Source organism: Ancylobacter sp. WKF20 (genome assembly GCF_029760895.1).
Classification (GTDB): Bacteria; Pseudomonadota; Alphaproteobacteria; order Rhizobiales; family Xanthobacteraceae; genus Ancylobacter.
On record NZ_CP121679.1, the window covers coordinates 123,983 to 140,371 of the forward strand.

Annotated in this window: 17 protein-coding genes; 12 read left to right on the forward strand and 5 right to left on the reverse strand. The window is 70.5% G+C overall.

Annotated elements, in window-relative coordinates; all coding sequences use genetic code 11:
• Positions 1-2: 2 nt before the first annotated feature.
• Positions 3-1,664 (forward strand): NAD(P)/FAD-dependent oxidoreductase, encoded by a 1,662-nt coding sequence (locus tag AncyloWKF20_RS00605; protein WP_279316049.1) that lies wholly within the window; start codon positions 3-5, stop codon positions 1,662-1,664.
• Between the two features lie 64 nt (positions 1,665-1,728).
• Entirely contained in the window at positions 1,729-2,265 is a 537-nt protein-coding gene (locus AncyloWKF20_RS00610; protein WP_279316050.1) for a YcgN family cysteine cluster protein, read from the forward strand.
• Here AncyloWKF20_RS00610 and AncyloWKF20_RS00615 read toward each other — a convergent pair.
• Together AncyloWKF20_RS00615 and AncyloWKF20_RS00620 are read right to left on the reverse strand one after the other, a co-directional pair.
• Positions 2,219-2,797 carry a lysine transporter LysE gene (locus tag AncyloWKF20_RS00615; protein ID WP_279316051.1) on the reverse strand — a complete coding sequence of 193 codons (579 nt, stop codon included), beginning with the start codon at positions 2,795-2,797 and terminating at the stop codon, positions 2,219-2,221. The two genes, AncyloWKF20_RS00610 and AncyloWKF20_RS00615, sit on opposite strands and share 47 nt — an antisense overlap.
• Positions 2,798-2,852: 55 nt before the next feature.
• Positions 2,853-3,986 carry an alpha-hydroxy acid oxidase gene (locus AncyloWKF20_RS00620; protein ID WP_279316052.1) on the reverse strand — a complete coding sequence of 378 codons (1,134 nt, stop codon included), beginning with the start codon at positions 3,984-3,986 and terminating at the stop codon, positions 2,853-2,855.
• A 311-nt stretch (positions 3,987-4,297) separates the two neighbouring features.
• Between AncyloWKF20_RS00620 and AncyloWKF20_RS00625 the strand changes: the two genes are divergently transcribed.
• A complete protein-coding gene (locus AncyloWKF20_RS00625) occupies positions 4,298-5,062 on the forward strand; it encodes an FCD domain-containing protein (RefSeq protein ID WP_279316053.1) in 765 nt (254 codons plus the stop codon).
• Here the strand turns inward: AncyloWKF20_RS00625 and AncyloWKF20_RS00630 are convergent.
• Entirely contained in the window at positions 5,034-5,948 is a 915-nt protein-coding gene (locus AncyloWKF20_RS00630; RefSeq protein ID WP_279316054.1) for a DMT family transporter, read from the reverse strand. The genes AncyloWKF20_RS00625 and AncyloWKF20_RS00630 overlap by 29 nt on opposite strands.
• 208 nt (positions 5,949-6,156) lie before the next feature.
• Here AncyloWKF20_RS00630 and AncyloWKF20_RS00635 point away from each other — a divergent pair, with 208 nt between their 5' ends.
• Complete coding sequence (locus AncyloWKF20_RS00635) at positions 6,157-6,504, forward strand: DUF6481 family protein (protein WP_279316055.1); 348 nt, start codon at positions 6,157-6,159, stop codon at positions 6,502-6,504.
• A gap of 27 nt (positions 6,505-6,531) precedes the next feature.
• On the opposite strand, the gene dcd is transcribed toward AncyloWKF20_RS00635, so the two are convergent.
• Positions 6,532-7,089, reverse strand: a complete 558-nt coding sequence (dcd, locus tag AncyloWKF20_RS00640) for a dCTP deaminase (protein ID WP_279316056.1) — start codon at positions 7,087-7,089, stop codon at positions 6,532-6,534.
• A 267-nt stretch (positions 7,090-7,356) separates the two neighbouring features.
• Between dcd and AncyloWKF20_RS00645 the strand changes: the two genes are divergently transcribed.
• From AncyloWKF20_RS00645 to AncyloWKF20_RS00680, 8 genes are all read left to right on the forward strand, one after another.
• A complete protein-coding gene (locus tag AncyloWKF20_RS00645; RefSeq protein WP_279316057.1) occupies positions 7,357-7,932 on the forward strand; it encodes an NAD(P)H-dependent oxidoreductase in 576 nt (191 codons plus the stop codon).
• 745 nt (positions 7,933-8,677) lie between these two features.
• Positions 8,678-9,223, forward strand: coding sequence for a hypothetical protein (locus tag AncyloWKF20_RS00650; RefSeq protein ID WP_279316058.1), 546 nt, complete (start codon positions 8,678-8,680; stop codon positions 9,221-9,223).
• A complete protein-coding gene (locus AncyloWKF20_RS00655; protein ID WP_279316059.1) occupies positions 9,189-10,511 on the forward strand; it encodes a terminase family protein in 1,323 nt (440 codons plus the stop codon). The genes AncyloWKF20_RS00650 and AncyloWKF20_RS00655 overlap by 35 nt, the downstream gene beginning before the upstream one ends.
• Positions 10,512-10,997: 486 nt before the next feature.
• Positions 10,998-12,161: a phage portal protein gene (locus tag AncyloWKF20_RS00660; RefSeq protein ID WP_279316060.1), complete on the forward strand. Its 1,164-nt coding sequence runs from the start codon at positions 10,998-11,000 to the stop codon at positions 12,159-12,161.
• A 408-nt stretch (positions 12,162-12,569) separates the two neighbouring features.
• Complete coding sequence (locus AncyloWKF20_RS00665; protein ID WP_279316061.1) at positions 12,570-12,758, forward strand: hypothetical protein; 189 nt, start codon at positions 12,570-12,572, stop codon at positions 12,756-12,758.
• Positions 12,755-12,931, forward strand: coding sequence for a hypothetical protein (locus AncyloWKF20_RS00670; RefSeq protein ID WP_279316062.1), 177 nt, complete (start codon positions 12,755-12,757; stop codon positions 12,929-12,931). Before AncyloWKF20_RS00665 ends, AncyloWKF20_RS00670 begins: the two co-directional genes overlap by 4 nt.
• Positions 12,928-13,497, forward strand: a complete 570-nt coding sequence (locus AncyloWKF20_RS00675) for an HK97 family phage prohead protease (protein ID WP_279316063.1) — start codon at positions 12,928-12,930, stop codon at positions 13,495-13,497. Before AncyloWKF20_RS00670 ends, AncyloWKF20_RS00675 begins: the two co-directional genes overlap by 4 nt.
• A gap of 367 nt (positions 13,498-13,864) precedes the next feature.
• Entirely contained in the window at positions 13,865-15,118 is a 1,254-nt protein-coding gene (locus tag AncyloWKF20_RS00680) for a phage major capsid protein (RefSeq protein ID WP_279317839.1), read from the forward strand.
• A gap of 379 nt (positions 15,119-15,497) precedes the next feature.
• On the opposite strand, the gene AncyloWKF20_RS00685 is transcribed toward AncyloWKF20_RS00680, so the two are convergent.
• A complete protein-coding gene (locus AncyloWKF20_RS00685) occupies positions 15,498-16,217 on the reverse strand; it encodes a trypsin-like serine protease (RefSeq protein ID WP_279316064.1) in 720 nt (239 codons plus the stop codon).
• Positions 16,218-16,389 lie beyond the last annotated feature (172 nt).

Genomic DNA, 16,389 nt, shown 5'->3' on the forward strand with positions numbered 1-16,389 from the left:
CCATGTCTGCCCGCCCCGCCAGTGCCTCACCCGCCTCCGCCGCCAGCGCGGCGCTTGCCGGCCGCGACTTCGATGCCGTCATCATCGGCGCGGGCCATAATGGGCTCGTCTGCGCCAATTATCTCGCCCGCGCCGGGCTGCGCGTGGCGGTGCTGGAGCGCCGCGACGTGGTCGGCGGGGCGGCGGTGACCGAGGAGTTCTCGCCGGGCTTCCGCGCCTCGATCTTCTCCTATCTGATGAGCCTGCTGCACCCGCGCATCATCCGCGACCTGCGCCTGCGCGAGCATGGCCTCGAGGTGCTGCCCTGCTCCGACATGGTCTCGCCCATTGGCGATGACGACTACATCGCCTTCTCCGACGATGTGGCCAAGACGCAGGCCTCCTTCGCCCGCTTCTCCGCCCATGACGCGGCGATCTATCCCGCCTTCAACGACTATCTGGTGGAAGCCACGCAGATCGTGCGCCGGCTGCTCTGGGAGACGCCGATCGACCCGGCGCGGCGCGACTGGAAGACCTTCCGCGACGGCGCGGCGCTGCTGTGGAAGTACCGCAAGGTCGGCCGCAAGATGTACCGCATCGTCGACATGCTCTCCATGTCGGCCTACGACTTCCTGCGCGAATGGTTCGAGGACGACCGCGTGATGGCGGTGCTCGCCTATTACGCCTCGATCGGCACCTTTGCGGGGCCGAAATCGCCCGGCTCGGCCTATGTCATCATGCACCATGTCATGGGCGAGCATGAGGGCGCCGGTGGCTGGGGCTTCATCAAGGGCGGCATGGGGGCGATCACCCAGGCGCTGGCCAGCGCCGCCCGCCAGTCGGGCGTGCACATCGTCACCGGCGCGCCGGTCGCCGAGATCCGCATCGCCAATAACCGCGCCACCGAGGTCGTCACTGCCGTCGGCGACATCTACCGGGCGCGGGCGATCATCTCCAATGCCTCGGCGCCGCATCTCTACCGCGATCTGGTGGGCGAGCAGCATCTGCCGGCCGAGGTGGTGCGCGAAATCCGCGGCTACCGCACCTTCAGCACCGCCTTCAAGATGAACATCGCCTGCGAGCGCCCGCCGCAATACCGCATCCTCGACCGCGTGCGGCGGGAGGGCGCCATCGGCTCCTTCAGCTACCCGACCTACATGCATATCGCGCCGGACATCGACTATCTCGAGCGCGCCTATGACGACGCCAAGCATGGCTGGTATTCGGCGGCGCCCTTCATCACCCCGGTGGTGCCGACCATGGTGGACGACACGCTCGCCCCGCCCGGCAAGCACGTGGTCAACCTTTTCGGCGGTCATGCGCCCCACACGCTGAAGGGCGGCGACTGGGCGACGGAGCGGGCGAATTTCGAGAAGAACGTGTTCGATGTGATCGAGCGCTTCGCCCCCGGCTTCCGCAATGACGTGATCGACGCCCAGCTTCTGCTGCCGCCGGACATCGAGCGGATCGTCAATCTGCCACAGGGGCACATCTTCCAGGGCGAGCTGTCGGCGGACCAGCTTTTCTTCCAGCGGCCGGTGTCCGGCTATGCCGATTACCGCACGCCGATCGGCGCGCTGTACATCTGCGGCGCCTCCATGCATCCGGGCGGCGGCGTCTCCGGCATTCCCGGCCACAATGCCGCTCGCGAAATCCTGAAAGACATGGGCCGCAAGATCGGCTAGCCACGCAGGCTCAAGCGGGCGGGCGCAGGGCGCCCGCCGCCCACCCCAGCCTGATGGACCCGCAATGACCCCGGCCGACGAACCTTTCTGGCGCGCCAAGTCGCTCGAAGAGATGGACGCGGCCGAGTGGGAGAGCCTGTGCGATGGCTGCGGGCGCTGCTGCCTCGTCAAGCTGCAGGACGAGGACAGCGAGGCGATCGCCTATACCGATATCGGCTGCAAGCTGCTGGACGATGATGGCTGTCGCTGCCGGGATTATCCCAACCGGCAGGCGCAGGTGCCCGATTGCGTGCGGCTGACGCCGGAGACGGTGCGCGCGCTCGGCTGGCTGCCGCCCTCCTGCGCCTACCGGCTGGTCGAGGAGGGGCGCGATCTCTACTGGTGGCACCACCTCGTCTCCGGCAACCGCGACACCGTCCATCAGGCCGGCGTCTCGGTGCGCGGCAAGGTGGCGGCGCTGGAGGACGACCTGCCGCTGGAAGATTTCATCGAGCACATGGTGCGCTGGCCGCTGCGCCTGCCGCGCGGCGCCGATACAAGGCTGCGGCCGGCCGCTAGCGCAGGAAGGGCGTCCCCAGCATCATCACCGCGAAAGCGCTGACCGCGGCGGCCCCGAGGCGCGGCACGAGGCTCGCGCGTCCCGCCGCCTGCGCGGCCCGGCCCATCGCGACGCCGACGCTGATCCAGCCCAGCGCGACGCCCGCCACAAGCGCGGCGAAGGCGCCCATGTAAGCCGGCCAGAGCGGGCTCTCGAAGGGCACGACGCCGAGCGCGAAGATGATCGCCTTGGGGTTCAGCAGCGTGGTCATGAAGATGCGGGCGGGGGTGATGACTGCCCCGTCGGCGAGGGGGCGTGACGCCCCGCGCCAGAGCTTCCACGCGACATGAAATAGGTACAAAGACACCGCAACGCGCAGCGCCATGCCGAGCGCCGGAGAGGCCGCGACCACCGGGCCGAGCGCGAGACCGATGGTGGTGATGGCGATGAGGTAACCGCCTGCCTCCGCCGGGATCAGCGGCAGCGCCCGGCGCATCCCCAGCCCCGCGCCCGCTGTGGCGAGCAGCGTGTTGGTCGGGCCGGGCGTCGCGAGAATGGCGAGCACGGCGAGGGCGAAGAGCAGCGGGTCGGTCATGCCCCTCGTCTAGCCGCTCGTGCCGCGCCCGACATCGGGAGCACCCCGTAGCGGCTCAGAGCGCCAGCACGCTCCGGTCGACCGTCTCGATGTCCTTGACGCCGGTCAGCGCCATGGAGACGTCGAGCTCCCGGCGCATGATGTCGATGGCCTGGGCGACGCCCGCCTGACCGCCCGCCGCCAGCGACCAGAGGAAGGCCTTGCCCATTAGGCAGCCGCGCGCGCCGAGCGCTCGCGCTTTCAGTATGTCCTGACCGGAGGTGACGCCGCCGTCGAACCAGATCTCGGTCCTGTCACCCACGGCTTCCACCACCTTGGGCAGCGCCGAGATGGAGGAGACGGCGCCATCCAGCTGGCGCCCGCCATGGTTGGACACGACGATGGCGTCGGAGCCGGTGGCGGCGGCGATCTTCGCATCCTCGACATCCAGCACGCCCTTGAGGATCAGCTTGCCCGGCCAGATCGAGCGCACCCACTCGACATCCTTCCACGACAGCGACGGGTCGAACTGACCGGCGATCCACTGCGAAAGGGTGGTGAGGCTGTCGGCCTCCTGGCGCACGGCGAGATTGCCGAAGGAATGGCGCTTGCCCATCAGCACGCTCATCGCCCAGCGCGGCTTGGTGGCGATGTCGAGCGCATTGGCCAGCGTCAGCTTGGGCGGTACCGCAAGACCGTTCTTGATGTCCATGTGGCGCTGGCCCTGGATCTGAAGGTCGAGCGTCAGCACCAGTGCCGAGCACTTCGCCGCCTTGGCGCGCTCGATCAGCGATTCCGAGAACTTGCGGTCGCGCATCACATAGAGCTGGAACCAGAACGGCTTATCGACGGCCGCTGCCACGTCCTCGATGGAGCAGATGGACATGGTGGAGAGGGTGAAGGGAATGCCCGCCGCATGGGCGGCGCGGCAGCCATGGATCTCGCCGTCGCCGTGGAACAGGCCGGTGAGGCCCGTAGGGGCGATGGCGAGCGGCAGCGAAACCTTCTCGCCGATCATCGTCGTCGCGGTGGAACGCTCGGACACGTCGATCATCACCCGCTGGCGCAGCGGGATGGCGGCGAGGTCCGCCTTATTGGCCTTGAGCGTCACCTCGTCATAGGAGCCGCGATCGGCGTAATGGAAAATGGCCCGCGGCACCCGGCGCTTGGCGATGGCGCGCAGATCCTGAATATTGGTGACGGTGCTCATATCGGGCCTTTCTCTGCGCCTGCCGCGTGACCGGGCGCCGCTCAAGGTTGAAGGAAGGCGCCCGGCCTCCCCTGATCCTGCGGAACGTCGCGTTCCCCGCTGTTCTGCCATCCCGCCGCGAGGGATGCCACCACCTTGGACGGGGCACCCATCCGGTCCGCATGGCTCTGCTCTGCGGGGAACTGATGCTGTTCTGGTAAAATTATTTGACCACTCCTGTCAATCGGCCAAGATCCCACTCCTTGGTTGAACGCACCGGCCCGCTGTCGCATACATCGGGAACCACCGACCCGAGCCCTTCCGGAGCCGCCATGATCGAGCCGCTGCGCACGCGAAAGCTCGCCGAGACCATCGCCGAGCATATCGAGCGCATGATCCTGGAAGGCGTGCTGCGGCCGGGCGAGAAGCTGGCGAGCGAACGCGACCTCGCCGAGCGGCTGGAGGTCTCACGCCCCTCGCTGCGCGACGCGCTGCAATTGCTGGAGGCGCGCGGCCTGCTCGCCACCAGCCGCGACGGCACGCGTGTCGCCCAGTTCCTGGCGCCGCTGACCGAGCCGCTGGTCGCGCTGCTGCAATCCAGCGAGCAGGTAACCGGCGACTATTTCGAGTACCGTGCGGCGGTGGAGGCCAAGGCGGCCGCGCTGGCGGCGGTGCGCGCCACGGATCCCGAGCGCGCCGCCATCGCCGCCTGCATCGAGGCGATGGAGGCCGCCCATGTCGCCGAGGACGCGACGCTGGAGGCGGAGGCCGACATCGAGCTGCACCGCCTCGTCTACGAGGCCTCGCACAATCTGGTCATCCTGCACGTCATGCGGGCCTTTTCCGACATGCTGAGGCGGGACATTTTCTTCAATCGCGAGAAGCTCTTCGCCCAGCCGGACTTCCGCGTGGCGCTGCTCGCCCAGCACAAGGCCTTCGCCGGCGCCATCATCGCCGGTGAGCCGGAGACGGCGGAGCGGGCGATTGTCGATCACCTGAACTATACCGGCGCGGCGGTCGAGGCGTTCCGCCGCGATGAGGCGCGGGCCGGGCTGGCGCTGCGCCGCCTCAACCGTTCGACGCTGCTGGCGGGGTAATCTCTTCGGGCCTCTTGCCGCGCGGCAGGCGGACGAGACCAAGCACCAGCGCGCAGCCGAGCCCGATCACCACCGCGCCGGCGATCTGCGGCACGGAAAGTGGCTCTCCAAGTAATATAGTACCGACAAGCACGGCGACGCCGGTAACGGCGAATTCGACGCTGATCGCCCGCGTCGGGCCGATGCTGTTGATGAGCCCGAAATACAGCACATAGGTCGCCGCGCTCATCACCACGCCCAGCGTCACCAGCGCGGCGATGTCGGCAAGGCCCGGCACGCCCGGCACGGGGGCGAGGATGAGCAGGGGCAGGGAGATCAGGCCGCCGGATATGAAGGCGCCGATGGTGGCTTCGCTGGTGCCGACGCCCTTCAGCCGGCGCCCGGCATAGACGCTGCCGAAGGCGGCGGAGAAGGTCGCGACCAGCGTCGCCGCGCAGCCGATGACGAAATCGGCGGTCACGGGCACGGCGGGGAAGCCCACCAGCAGCAGGATGCCGAGCGCGCCCAGCGCGATGCCGGCCACCGCCCCGCCATTCAGCCGCTCGACGCCCCAGACCCTGGCGATCAGCATGGAGAAGACCGGGATGGTGGCGACGAGGATCGCCGACATGGCGGTGCCGATGAGCGGCATGCCATAGGACAGGAACACAAGCTGGCCCGCCACGGTGGTTGCCCCCACGATAGCCAGCGGCTTGATCCCGCAGGAGAAATCCAGCCGCTTGCGGCGCAGGCGTGCAATCAGCAGCAGCGTGCCGGCGGCGATGAAGGCGCGGAACGCCACCGCGCCCGCCCAGCCGAAGCCGTGCACCGCCTGCACCACGCACATGAAGGACAGGCCCCAGGCGATGGCCAGGAACAGATAGGCGGAGACGTCTCTCGGTGTCATGCTACGGCCACGCGCGCCCGGCCCACCCAGCGGAATCGCCCGAGCGGCGGCAAGGCGCTCTCCCTTCCAGAAGATCGCGGGTTTTGAAACCGGGCGCGGCGATCAAATTTCGCGTCGCCCTGTGGCGCTGCCTCAAATCGGCGGGCAACACCAGCAAAATCGCCTTCCCCGGCTGTTAATCCGGCCGTTCTGGGGTTAAAGAACGCGCATGAAAACGATCGACTCTTTCCACGACCGCCAGAAGAACGCCGCTGCCGCCAAGGCCCGCCTGCTGGAACAACTCGCCAAGCGTCCCGCCGCCGATGATCCGGCCGTGCTTGCCCGCGCCGCCGAGCGCAAGGCGCAGGCTGAGGCCCGCGCCGCGGCCGCCGAGGCCAAGCGTATCGCCAAGGAAGCCCGTCTCGCCGAGGAAGCCGCCGCCCGCGAAGCCGCCGCCGCCGCTGAAATCGCCGCGCGCACGGCCGCGCTGGACGAAGCTAAGGCTGCCGTCGCCGCCGCCAAGGCCAAGCGTGACGAGCGCTACGCCGCCCGCAAGGCGCGCACCGGCAAGCGGTAATATAATCCGGTCAGCTTTCGGGCCGGATCAGCCGGCCGCCCGCTGGCCGGCGAATTGCCCGCCATAGCGGCGCTGGGGCACGCCCAGCGTCTGCTCCAGGATCAGCTGGCACACCTTCATACCGCTGCGCAGGCGGATCGGGCGCGGGCCGAGATTGATGATCTCGAGTTGGATGCGGCCGGTCGATCCGGCGTGGATGGTCGGTGCAGTCAGGTGGACGATCAGGCCGATGCGGGCGAGCGAGCTCTTGCCCTCGACGCGCGCGGCGAGCCGCGCCCCGGCGCCGAAATCGACCCGCTCCAGAGTCCAGCCCAGCACCAGCCGGCCGGGATCGAGCACGAAGCCCTCCTCGCCGATCTCGATGTCATCCGCCATCCGGGTGATGGCCTCGCGAAAACTGTAGCCCGGCCCCGCCGGGTCGATCACCGGATCTTCGCCCGGCCCCGGCTCCCGGTAGAGGGTGAGCCGGCTGTCGAGCCTGAGGTCCACGCCGTTCGGCGCGTAGAACTCCGCCGGGGGCGGGGGCTCGATGCTGAGCGTGCCGGCGGCGAGGGCGTCGAGAATGTCGCGGTCGGTCAGAATCACAAGCGGGCCTTCCTGCTGCGCAACTCCCGCGAATCGGTAGCACGCTTCGCGGAGCGGGCAAACGCGCGCCCCCGCCGCAGGTTCCCGCCGCGCGCCACGTCCTCAGCAAGCGCTTTATGGTCGTTGCCGCAAGGTCATGCGTTCCGCGCAAGCTTTTGTGTGCGGATTTGCAAACCTGCCCCCTTGAGTTCCGTCGGCGCGGCCGTGATCTTGCACGCGATCCGCGTTCCCATACCGGCGGCGCGCCGCCCAAGGAGTAGAGCTTTCATGACCGACCGCCCGAAGATCCTCGGCATTTCCGGCAGCCTGCGCGCCGGCTCCTTCTCCACCGCCGTCCTCGAGGCGCTGAAGGTCGCGCTCGCCGACACGGCGGACCTCACCGTGTTCCGCCTGAACGGCGTCGAGATGTACAATCAGGACGAGGACACCGAGACGCCGCCGGCCCATGCAGCGGCGCTGCGCGCGGCGATCGCGGCGGCGGATGGCGTCATCCTCGCCTCGCCGGAATATAATTACGGCACCTCCGGCGCGTTGAAGAACGCCATCGACTGGGGCTCGCGCCCCTATGGCAAGGGCGCGCTGCGCGGCAAGCCGGCGCTCGTGCTCACCTCCTCGCCCGGCTCCACCGGCGGCATCCGCGCCCAGGCGCAGGTCCGCGAGACGCTGAGCGCCGCCGGCTCGCGCGTCATCGACTACCCGCACCTCGCCATCCCCTCGGTCGGCGAGAAGGTGAAGGACGGGGTGTTCACGGACGACAAGACCAAGGCCTTCGTGCTCGGCGGCGTCGAGGCGCTCTTGAAGGAGATCAAGCTCCTCGCCCTCGCCAAGGCGCACGGGCTCTGAGACGACGGCCCTGAGGGCCGTTCACCTCTCCCTGTCGGGGAGAGGTCGGCGCGATCAGCTGGGTGAGGGGGAACGGCGGGTTCCGCTTGAAGCGTCCCGGCCCCTCACCCCACCCCTCTCCCCGACGGGGAGAGGGAGCCCGGCGCGCCCCGCGATGCGACGCGCCCGATGAAGGGGCGTCGGCCCCGCATGAGAGCTCCATTCCGAGCATCAGAGCGTCATCCCGGACATCGCCACTGGCGATGAGCCAGGATCGTGTTCCGTCTTCGTCAGCTCTTCCATGTGAACGCCCGCCCTTCACCTCTCCCCGGCGGGGAGAGGTCGGCGCCAAGCGCCGGGTGAGGGGGCGCTTGGGGGCCAAGGAAAGGCGTGGATGCCCGGGCCAAGCCCGGGCATGACGTTGCACCGAAATGATGAGTGTTCGTGCCTTCTGTCAGGCTGAGTTGTTCCGTCATGGCCGGGCTTGGCCCGGCCATCCACGACTTCGGCTCAGCATTCCGAAGACAGAAAACACATAATAGGAAAATAGTCCTTGACAGCGTGACGCTGGCGAGGTAGCTTTCGGTCATGCTCCACAGTTGCGTCGCGAGGCGGCCCGTCGGGCCGGCCATCAAGGCCGGGCGCGGCGGGGTGGTTCCCTCACGCGTCATCCCGCACAGCCGGCCCTCGGGCCGGCTTTTTCATGCCTGAACGTTCCCGCCGCCCCTGTGGCGGCCCCGTCCTCACCCCACGCTCAGGAGGCGCCATGTCGGTTCCTGCTCATGTCATCACGCCGGAAGCGCTTGATGAGGCGCGCCGGCTTTATGAGCGCAGCAATGTGCCGGTGCAGCAGATCGCCGACATGCTCGGCATCTCCAAATCCACCCTGAACACACGCATTCGCGGCTGGGGCTGGACCCGGCGGGCCGGGCGCATTCCCCCGCCCGACGCCGACCCCGCGCCCGCCCCGGCGCCCACCGAGGCGGCGCCGCCCCTGGTGCCCGCCATTCCTACGGCGGGCGGGGCGCTGCGCGGGAATCTCATCACCCGGCTGGTCGCCCGCATCGAGAGCGAGATCGGCGCGGTCGAGCGCATCGTCGCGCGGGCCGGGCTCGCCGCAAATGGCGTCACCCAGGCCGAACGGGCCGCGCGCACGCTGGCCATTCTCGTGCGCTCGCTGCGCGAACTCGCCGCGCTCGCCCGCCAGGAGCCGGAAGAGGAGGACGAGGATGCCGGACGCGACACCGACGCCTTCCGACGCGAGCTTGGCGCGACGCTTGAGCGCGTGCTGGCGGGCGGGAAAGCTCCCTGAGGCGCTCGCCGCCCTCGACCCCGCCGCCTGCCGCTGGCTGCTGCACCACTGGCCGCTGATCGGCCGCCCGGCGCAGCACCCGCCCGCCTGCGCGCAGGGCGGGGGCGACTGGCTGACCTGGCTGGTGCTGGGCGGGCGCGGCGCCGGCAAGACGCGGGCGGGCGCCGAATGGGTGCGCGCCCTCGTTCATGGCCGGGCCGGCCCGAAGGCGGGGCGCATCGCGCTCATCGCCGAGACCTTCAACGATGTGCGCGAGGTAATGGTGGAGGGCGTCTCCGGCCTTCTCGCCATTCACCCGCGGGCTGAGCGCCCGCGCTGGGAGCCAACCCGGAGGCGCCTCGAATGGCCGAATGGCGCGGTGGCGCAGGGCTTTTCCGCCGAAGACCCGGAGGCGCTGCGCGGCCCGCAATTCGACGCCGCCTGGTGCGATGAACTCGCCAAATGGCGCCAGGCGCAGGCGAGTTTCGACATGCTGCAATTCGGCCTGCGCCTCGGCGCCCGGCCGCGCCAGATGGTGACGACGACCCCGCGCCCGACCGCGCTGATCCGCGCTTTGCTGGCTGATCCGCGCACGGCCGTCACCCGCATGGGCACGGCGGAGAACGCCGCCCATCTCGCCCCGAGCTTCCTCGACACGGTGGTCGGGCGCTATGCCGGCACGCGGCTCGGCCGGCAGGAGCTGGCGGGCGAGCTGATCGAGGACCGGCCGGACGCGCTGTGGAACCGCACGGCGCTGGAGGCCGCGCGGGAAGACGCCGCGCCGGAGATGATGCGCGAAAAGCTGACCCGTATCGTCGTGGCGGTCGATCCGCCCGCCTCCTCGCGCCGCACGGCGGATGCCTGCGGGCTGGTCGCGGCGGGGATCGACCGCGACGGCGTCGTCCATGTGCTGGCCGATGAGAGCGCGCAGGGCCTGACGCCAACCGCCTGGGGCGCGCGGGCGGTCGGGCTGTTTCATCGTCTGTCCGCCGACCGCGTGGTGGTGGAGATCAACCAGGGCGGGGAGATGGTGCGCACCATCCTCGCCGGCATCGACCCCGCCGTGCCGGTGCGCGAGGTGCGGGCGACGCGCGGCAAATGGCTGCGCGCCGAGCCGGTCGCCGCGCTCTACGAGCAGGGCCGCGTGCGCCATGCCGGGGTGTTCCCCGCGCTGGAGGACGAGATGTGCGACTTCGCCCCCGAGGGCCTGTCCAATGGCCGCTCGCCCGACCGGCTCGACGCGCTGGTCTGGGCCGTGACGGCACTCGCGCTGGGCCCCCAGTCCGCGCCTCGGGTGCGGCGGGTGTGAGGGGCGGGAGGTGCGCCGCCGTGTCCCCGCCAAGTGACGGCGAAGCCGGAGCGCCGAGCCGGGACCCAGCGCAAGAGGCTTTGGCCAACGTGTCTCCCCTGGGCCCCGGATCATCGCCCCGCTGCGCGTGGCTTGTCCGGGGAACGGGTTCCCGCGCTCACGCGGTCATCCCCGGGCTTGACCCGGGGATCCACGACTTCAGCGGCGCACCCGGCGCAAGTCGTGGATGGCCGGGTCAAGCCCGCCATGACGGGACCGTGCAACCCCGTCCCGTGTCCCGGACGCCTGAAACGTGAGCGGAAGGCGAGCCGGGATCCAGCGCAAGAGGCTTTGGCCAACGTGTCTCCCCTGGACCCCGGATCATCGCTCCGTTGCGCGGGGCTCGTCCGGGGAACGGGTTCTCTTTTGGCGTCATCCCGGACGGCCGCAGGCCGAGCCGGGATCGCGTGCCGTCTGTGACGCACCCTTTCCAACCGGAGCCCTCTGATGCCGCTCTTTCCCTTCACCCGCCGTCGCGCGGCGTCCGGCGCGCCGGAGGCCAAGGCCTCGCGGACCCATCCGCTGGTGGCGTTCCTCGCCGGGAGCCGGCCGCAATGGACGCCGCGCGATTATGGCGCGCTGGCCCGCGAGGGCTATCAGCGCAACGCCGTCGCCCATCGCTGCGTGCGGCTGATCGCGCAAGGGGTGGCCGAGACGCGCTTCATCCTCAGCGACGGCGGACGCGAGATCGACGATCACCCGCTTATCGCTTTGCTCGCGCGGCCGGGCGGAAAACTCTCCGGGCCGGAGCTGCTGGAGGCGGTGGCGGCGCATCTGCTGATCGCCGGCAATGCCTATGTCGAGGCGGTGCAACTCGCCGGCGCGCCGCGCGAACTCCATGTGCTGCGCCCGGACCGTATGCGCGTCGTGCCCGGCGCGGATGGCTGGCCGGAGGCCTATGAGTACAGCGCCGGCGGGCGCAGCGTGCGCTTCGCGCAGAGCGGCGAGGTGCCGCCGATCCGCCATATCGCGCTGTTCAACCCGCTGGACGACCATTACGGCGCGCCCCCGCTCGAGGCCGCGCTCACCGCGCTCGACCTGCACAACGCCGCCGGCGCCTGGAACAAGGCGCTGCTCGACAATGCCGCCCGGCCCTCCGGCGCGCTGGTCTATGCCGGGGCGGGCAATCTGTCGGACGAGCAGTTCGACCGGCTGAAGGAGGAGCTGGAGGCGAATTTCTCCGGCACCGCCAATGCCGGGCGCCCGCTGCTCCTGGAGGGCGGGCTCGACTGGCGGCCCCTGTCGCTCAGCCCCAAGGACATGGATTTTCTGGAAGCCAAGAACGCGGCGGCGCGGGAGATCGCGCTCGCCTTCGGCGTGCCGCCCATGCTGCTCGGCATTCCCGGCGACGCGACCTACGCCAATTACGCCGAAGCCAGCCGCGTGCTGTGGCGCCAGACCATCCTGCCGCTCGCCCGCCGCATCGGCCATGATCTCTGCGGCTGGCTCGCCCCCGCCTTCGGCGGCACCGGCCTGAAGCTGGAGCCCGACCTCGACGCCGTCTCCGCGCTCCACGGCGAGCGCGAGGCGCTGTGGCGGCAGGTGAACGAGGCGAGCTTCCTCACCGAGGACGAGAAACGCCAGGCGGTGGGCTATGGGGTGCGCGGGTAGGGGGCGATGTGCCGCCGTTTCCCGGACGCCTGAAGCGCCAGCGGAGGGCGAGCCGGGATCCAGCGGAAGAGTCTTTTGCCGAAGAGTCTCCCCTGGGCCCCGGATCATCGCTGCACGCTGTGCAGCTCGTCCGGGGAACGGGGTTCGCGGTCACTCCATTACGTGGTCACGCTGTCACGCCGCCATCCCCGTCACCCCGTCATCCCCGGGCTTGACCCGGGGATCCACGACTTCCTGACCGCTCGCCCGGCCGAAGACGTGCATGGCCCGGCCAAGCCCGGCCATGACGGCGCTTTCAGGGGGGCATGGCCCTTCATGCCGTCATCCGGGACGGCCGCAGGCCGATCCGGGATCGCGTGCCGTCTTCACGCGGAGAACGCCCCGACGAGACGCCCCAAGGAGACCCCCATGGACACGCTGATCACCGCCTTCGCGGCCAGGGCGGACCTCGCTCATCTCGCGCTGCTGATGTGGGCGCTCGGCGCTTCGGCGCTGGCGGCGGGGGCGGTGCGCGAGCTTGCCCGCGCGGTGCGCCGCTTCGACGACTTCGTGCGCGAGATCGCGCGCTTCAACGCCCAGTTCGGAGACGAACCATGACCTCCACCCCGCGAATCCGGGCCTTTCTGCCCGGCCGCGTGCGTTTGCCTGTCCCCCTGCCGACCTCCAGCCGCGCCGGGCAGGCGCCGCAGGTGTTTCGCGAATTTGGCCAGACGCTCGGCCGGCTGGAGCGCGCCGCCGCCACCCGCCGCCCGCGCGGAGACGGCGCATGAGCGCGCCCGCATCCGCAGGCACGCCGCTGGAGATCAAGGCCGCCGGCAGCCTCGCCACCATCGCCGAGGACGGCACCTTCGAGGGCTATGCCGCGCTGTTCGGCCGGGTCGATCTCGGCCGCGATCTCATCCTGCCCGGCGCCTTCGCCGCCTCGCTGAATGAGCGCGGCACGGGCGGCGTGCGCCTGCTGTTCCAGCACGATCCGGCCGAGCCGATCGGTGTCTGGGAGGAGCTGCGCGAGGATGCGCTGGGGCTGAAGGTGCGCGGCCGCCTCACGCTCGAGGTCGCCCGCGCCCGCGAGGTGCTGGCGCTGATGCGCGCCGGGGCGATTGACGGCCTGTCGATCGGCTTCCGCGCCGTCGAGGGCCGCACCGAGCCGCGCATGCGGGTGCGCCGGCTCTCTCGCATCGATCTGTGGGAGATTTCCATCGTCACCTTCCCCATGCAGCCGGAGGCGCGCATCGCCGCGGTGAAGGGCGGCTGGAGCGCGGGACGCCTCGCCGCCACCATCCGCCGCGGCGCCCGCCGCTTGCGCGCGCTGCCGGCGCTCGCGCCGGTGGGGTAGGGGCGCCCGTGTCCCGGCCAAGCGACGGCGAAGCCGGAGCGCAGAGCCGGGATCCAGCGGAGAGTCTTTGGCCAAAGAGTCTCCGGTCAAAGAGTTTCTCCTGGGCCCCGGATCATCGCCACGCTGCGCGTGGCTCGTCCGGGGAACGGGTTTCCGCAGTCCCGTCGCCAACCCCGTCACGCCGTCATCCCCTCACACCGTCATCCCGGACGGCCGCAGGCCGATCCGGGATCGCGTGCCGCTCCTCCCTCCTCACGTGCCGGACGAGCGCGGCGGACGATCCCGGCTCTCCGCTTCGCTCCGGCCGGGATGACGGCGGGGAGGTCTCCACACCCCATCCCCTCAACAGGACACGCCCATGACCGCCATGTCCCTGCCCGCCACGTCCCAGACTGCGCCCGAAACCAAATCCGCCGGCCCGGAGGTCTCCGCCGCCTTCGAGGAGTTCATGAGCGCCTTCGAGGCGTTCAAGGATGCCAATGACCAGCGCCTCGGCGAGCTGGAGCGGCGCGGCGGCGACCCGATCACCGCCGACAAGGTGGAGCGCATCAACGCCGTGCTCGACACCCAGAAGGCGCTGATCGACGAACTGGTGCTGAAGGCCCGCCGCCCGGCGTTGGGCGGGGGCGACCTCGTGACCGACCTCGCCGCCCGCGAGCACAAGGCGGCGTTCGACACCTATGTGCGCACCGGCGAGGCGGCCGGGCTGAAGCGGCTGGAGGCGAAGGCGCTCTCCGCCGGCATCGGCGCCGATGGCGGCTATACCGTGCCGGTGGAGACCGAGCGCGAGATCGGCAAGCGCCTCGCCGCGCTTTCGCCGATCCGCGCGCTGGCCGATGTGCGCACCATCTCGCAGGGCACCTACAAGAAGCCCTTCATGACCTCCGGCCCGGCGGTCGGCTGGGTGGCGGAGACCGCCGCGCGCAGCCAGACCACGAGCCCGGTGCTGGACGAGCTGAGCTTCCCGGCCATGGAGCTCTACGCCATGCCGGCGGCGACGCAGACGCTGCTCGACGATTCCGCCGTGAATATCGATGAGTGGCTCGCCATCGAGGTGGAGGCCGCCTTCGCCAGCCAAGAGGGCACCGCCTTTGTCACCGGCGACGGCGTCGGCAAGCCCAAGGGCTTCCTCGCCTATGACACGGTGGCCGAGAGCGCGTGGGTCTGGGGCAAGCTCGGCTTCGTCGCCACCGGAACGGCGGGCGATTTCCCCGCCGCCAACCCCTCCGACCCGCTGGTCGATCTGGTCTACGCGCTGAAGGCCGGCTACCGGCAGAATGGCAGCTTCCTGATGAGCCGGCGCACGCAAGGCGCGGTGCGCAAGCTGAAGGACGAGAACGGCCAGTATCTGTGGGCCGCGCCGACCGCGCCGGGGGCCCAGCCGAGCCTGCTCGGCTTCCCGGTGTTCGAGGCGGAGGAAATGCCGAACCCGGCGGCCAACGCGCTCGCCATCGCCTTCGGCGATTTCCGCCGCGGCTATCTGGTGGTCGACCGTGCCGGTGTGCGGGTGCTGCGCGACCCCTATTCCGCCAAGCCCTATGTGCTGTTCTACACCACCAAGCGCGTCGGCGGCGGCGTGCAGGATTTCGACGCCATCAAGCTGCTGAAGTTCGCGGCGTGAGGGGCGCTCGCCCCCTCTCCCCGTCGGGGAGAGGGGTGGGGTGAGGAGCGCCTGACGCGACAGGCGGTCGGCTATGGGGTGCGGTGGTAGGGGGCGCGACGTGCCCCCGTGTCCCGGCCAAGCGACGGCGAAGCCGGAGCGCAGAGCCGGGATCCAGCGGAGAGTCTTTTGCCGAAGAGTCTCTCCTGGGCCCCGGATCATCGCTGCGCTGCGCGCAACTCGTCCGGGGAACGGGTTTTCGCACTCTCGCCGTCATCCCCGGGCTTGACCCGGGGATCCACGTCTTCCTCGCGCGTCCGGCCAAGTCGTGGATGGCCGGGCCTGATCCCCGGATCAAGTCCGGGGACGGCCATGACGGCCTGCTAATTCACACCGCCGCCTACCGCCCCATCGCCCGTGCGGTCGCGTCGATCCAGGCGCGCTGCGGGCCGATCAGCGTCGCGCCGGTGACGCCGCCGCAGCCGCGCGCGCCGCCGGCGGCGGTCGACCAGCCGATGATGCCGGCGACCGTGCCGTCGAGCAGCACCGGCCCGCCGCTGTCGCCGGTGCAGCCGCCCTTGGCGGCGCCATCCGACAGGCGGACCATGATGCCGCCCGTCGTGCCGATGCTCGGCAGGCTCGCCATGCGCAGCGTGCCGGCGGATTTGCCGTCGCCATCCTTCGTCACCCCGAAGCCGGCGATGACGAAGCCGGTGCGCTGGGCCGGCAGCGCGACCTCCGCCGTGAGCGTCGCCGGGCGGAAGCTCGCCGGCAGCGCTTCGGAGAGCCGAACCAGGGCGAGGTCCGGCGTCGGCCGGCGCGTCGCGAAGGAGTTCGGGTCGAAGCTCGGATGCACGGCGATGCGGCTGATGGGGATGAGGCGCGGCCCGGCGGCCTCGAACACCGCCACCGCATAATCGGCCGCCGGCTGCACGCAATGCGCCGCCGTCAGCAGCACCGTCGGCGCCAGCACCACGCCGGTGCAGGCGGCACCGCGCGTCGAGACGATCATCGCCGTCTCCGCCTTCAGATCGGCATCCGCCGGCACGCCGCCGACAATGGCGCGCGCGGGCAGGCTGAGGCAGGCGAGAGCGGCGAGGGAGAGGACGAGGCGGCGCATCGGCTTGTTCCGGCGAGAGGCGGGGGAGGAGCGGGCGAAGGGGGCGTGCCAATCGGGCGGGCCCTTGTCGCCGCGCGCGTCGGTCCCGTCAATCGGCCGGGCCGACCCGCCCGTGTCCCGCCCGTTTCCCGGCCAAGTGACGGTGAAACCGGAACGCCGAGCCGGGACCCAG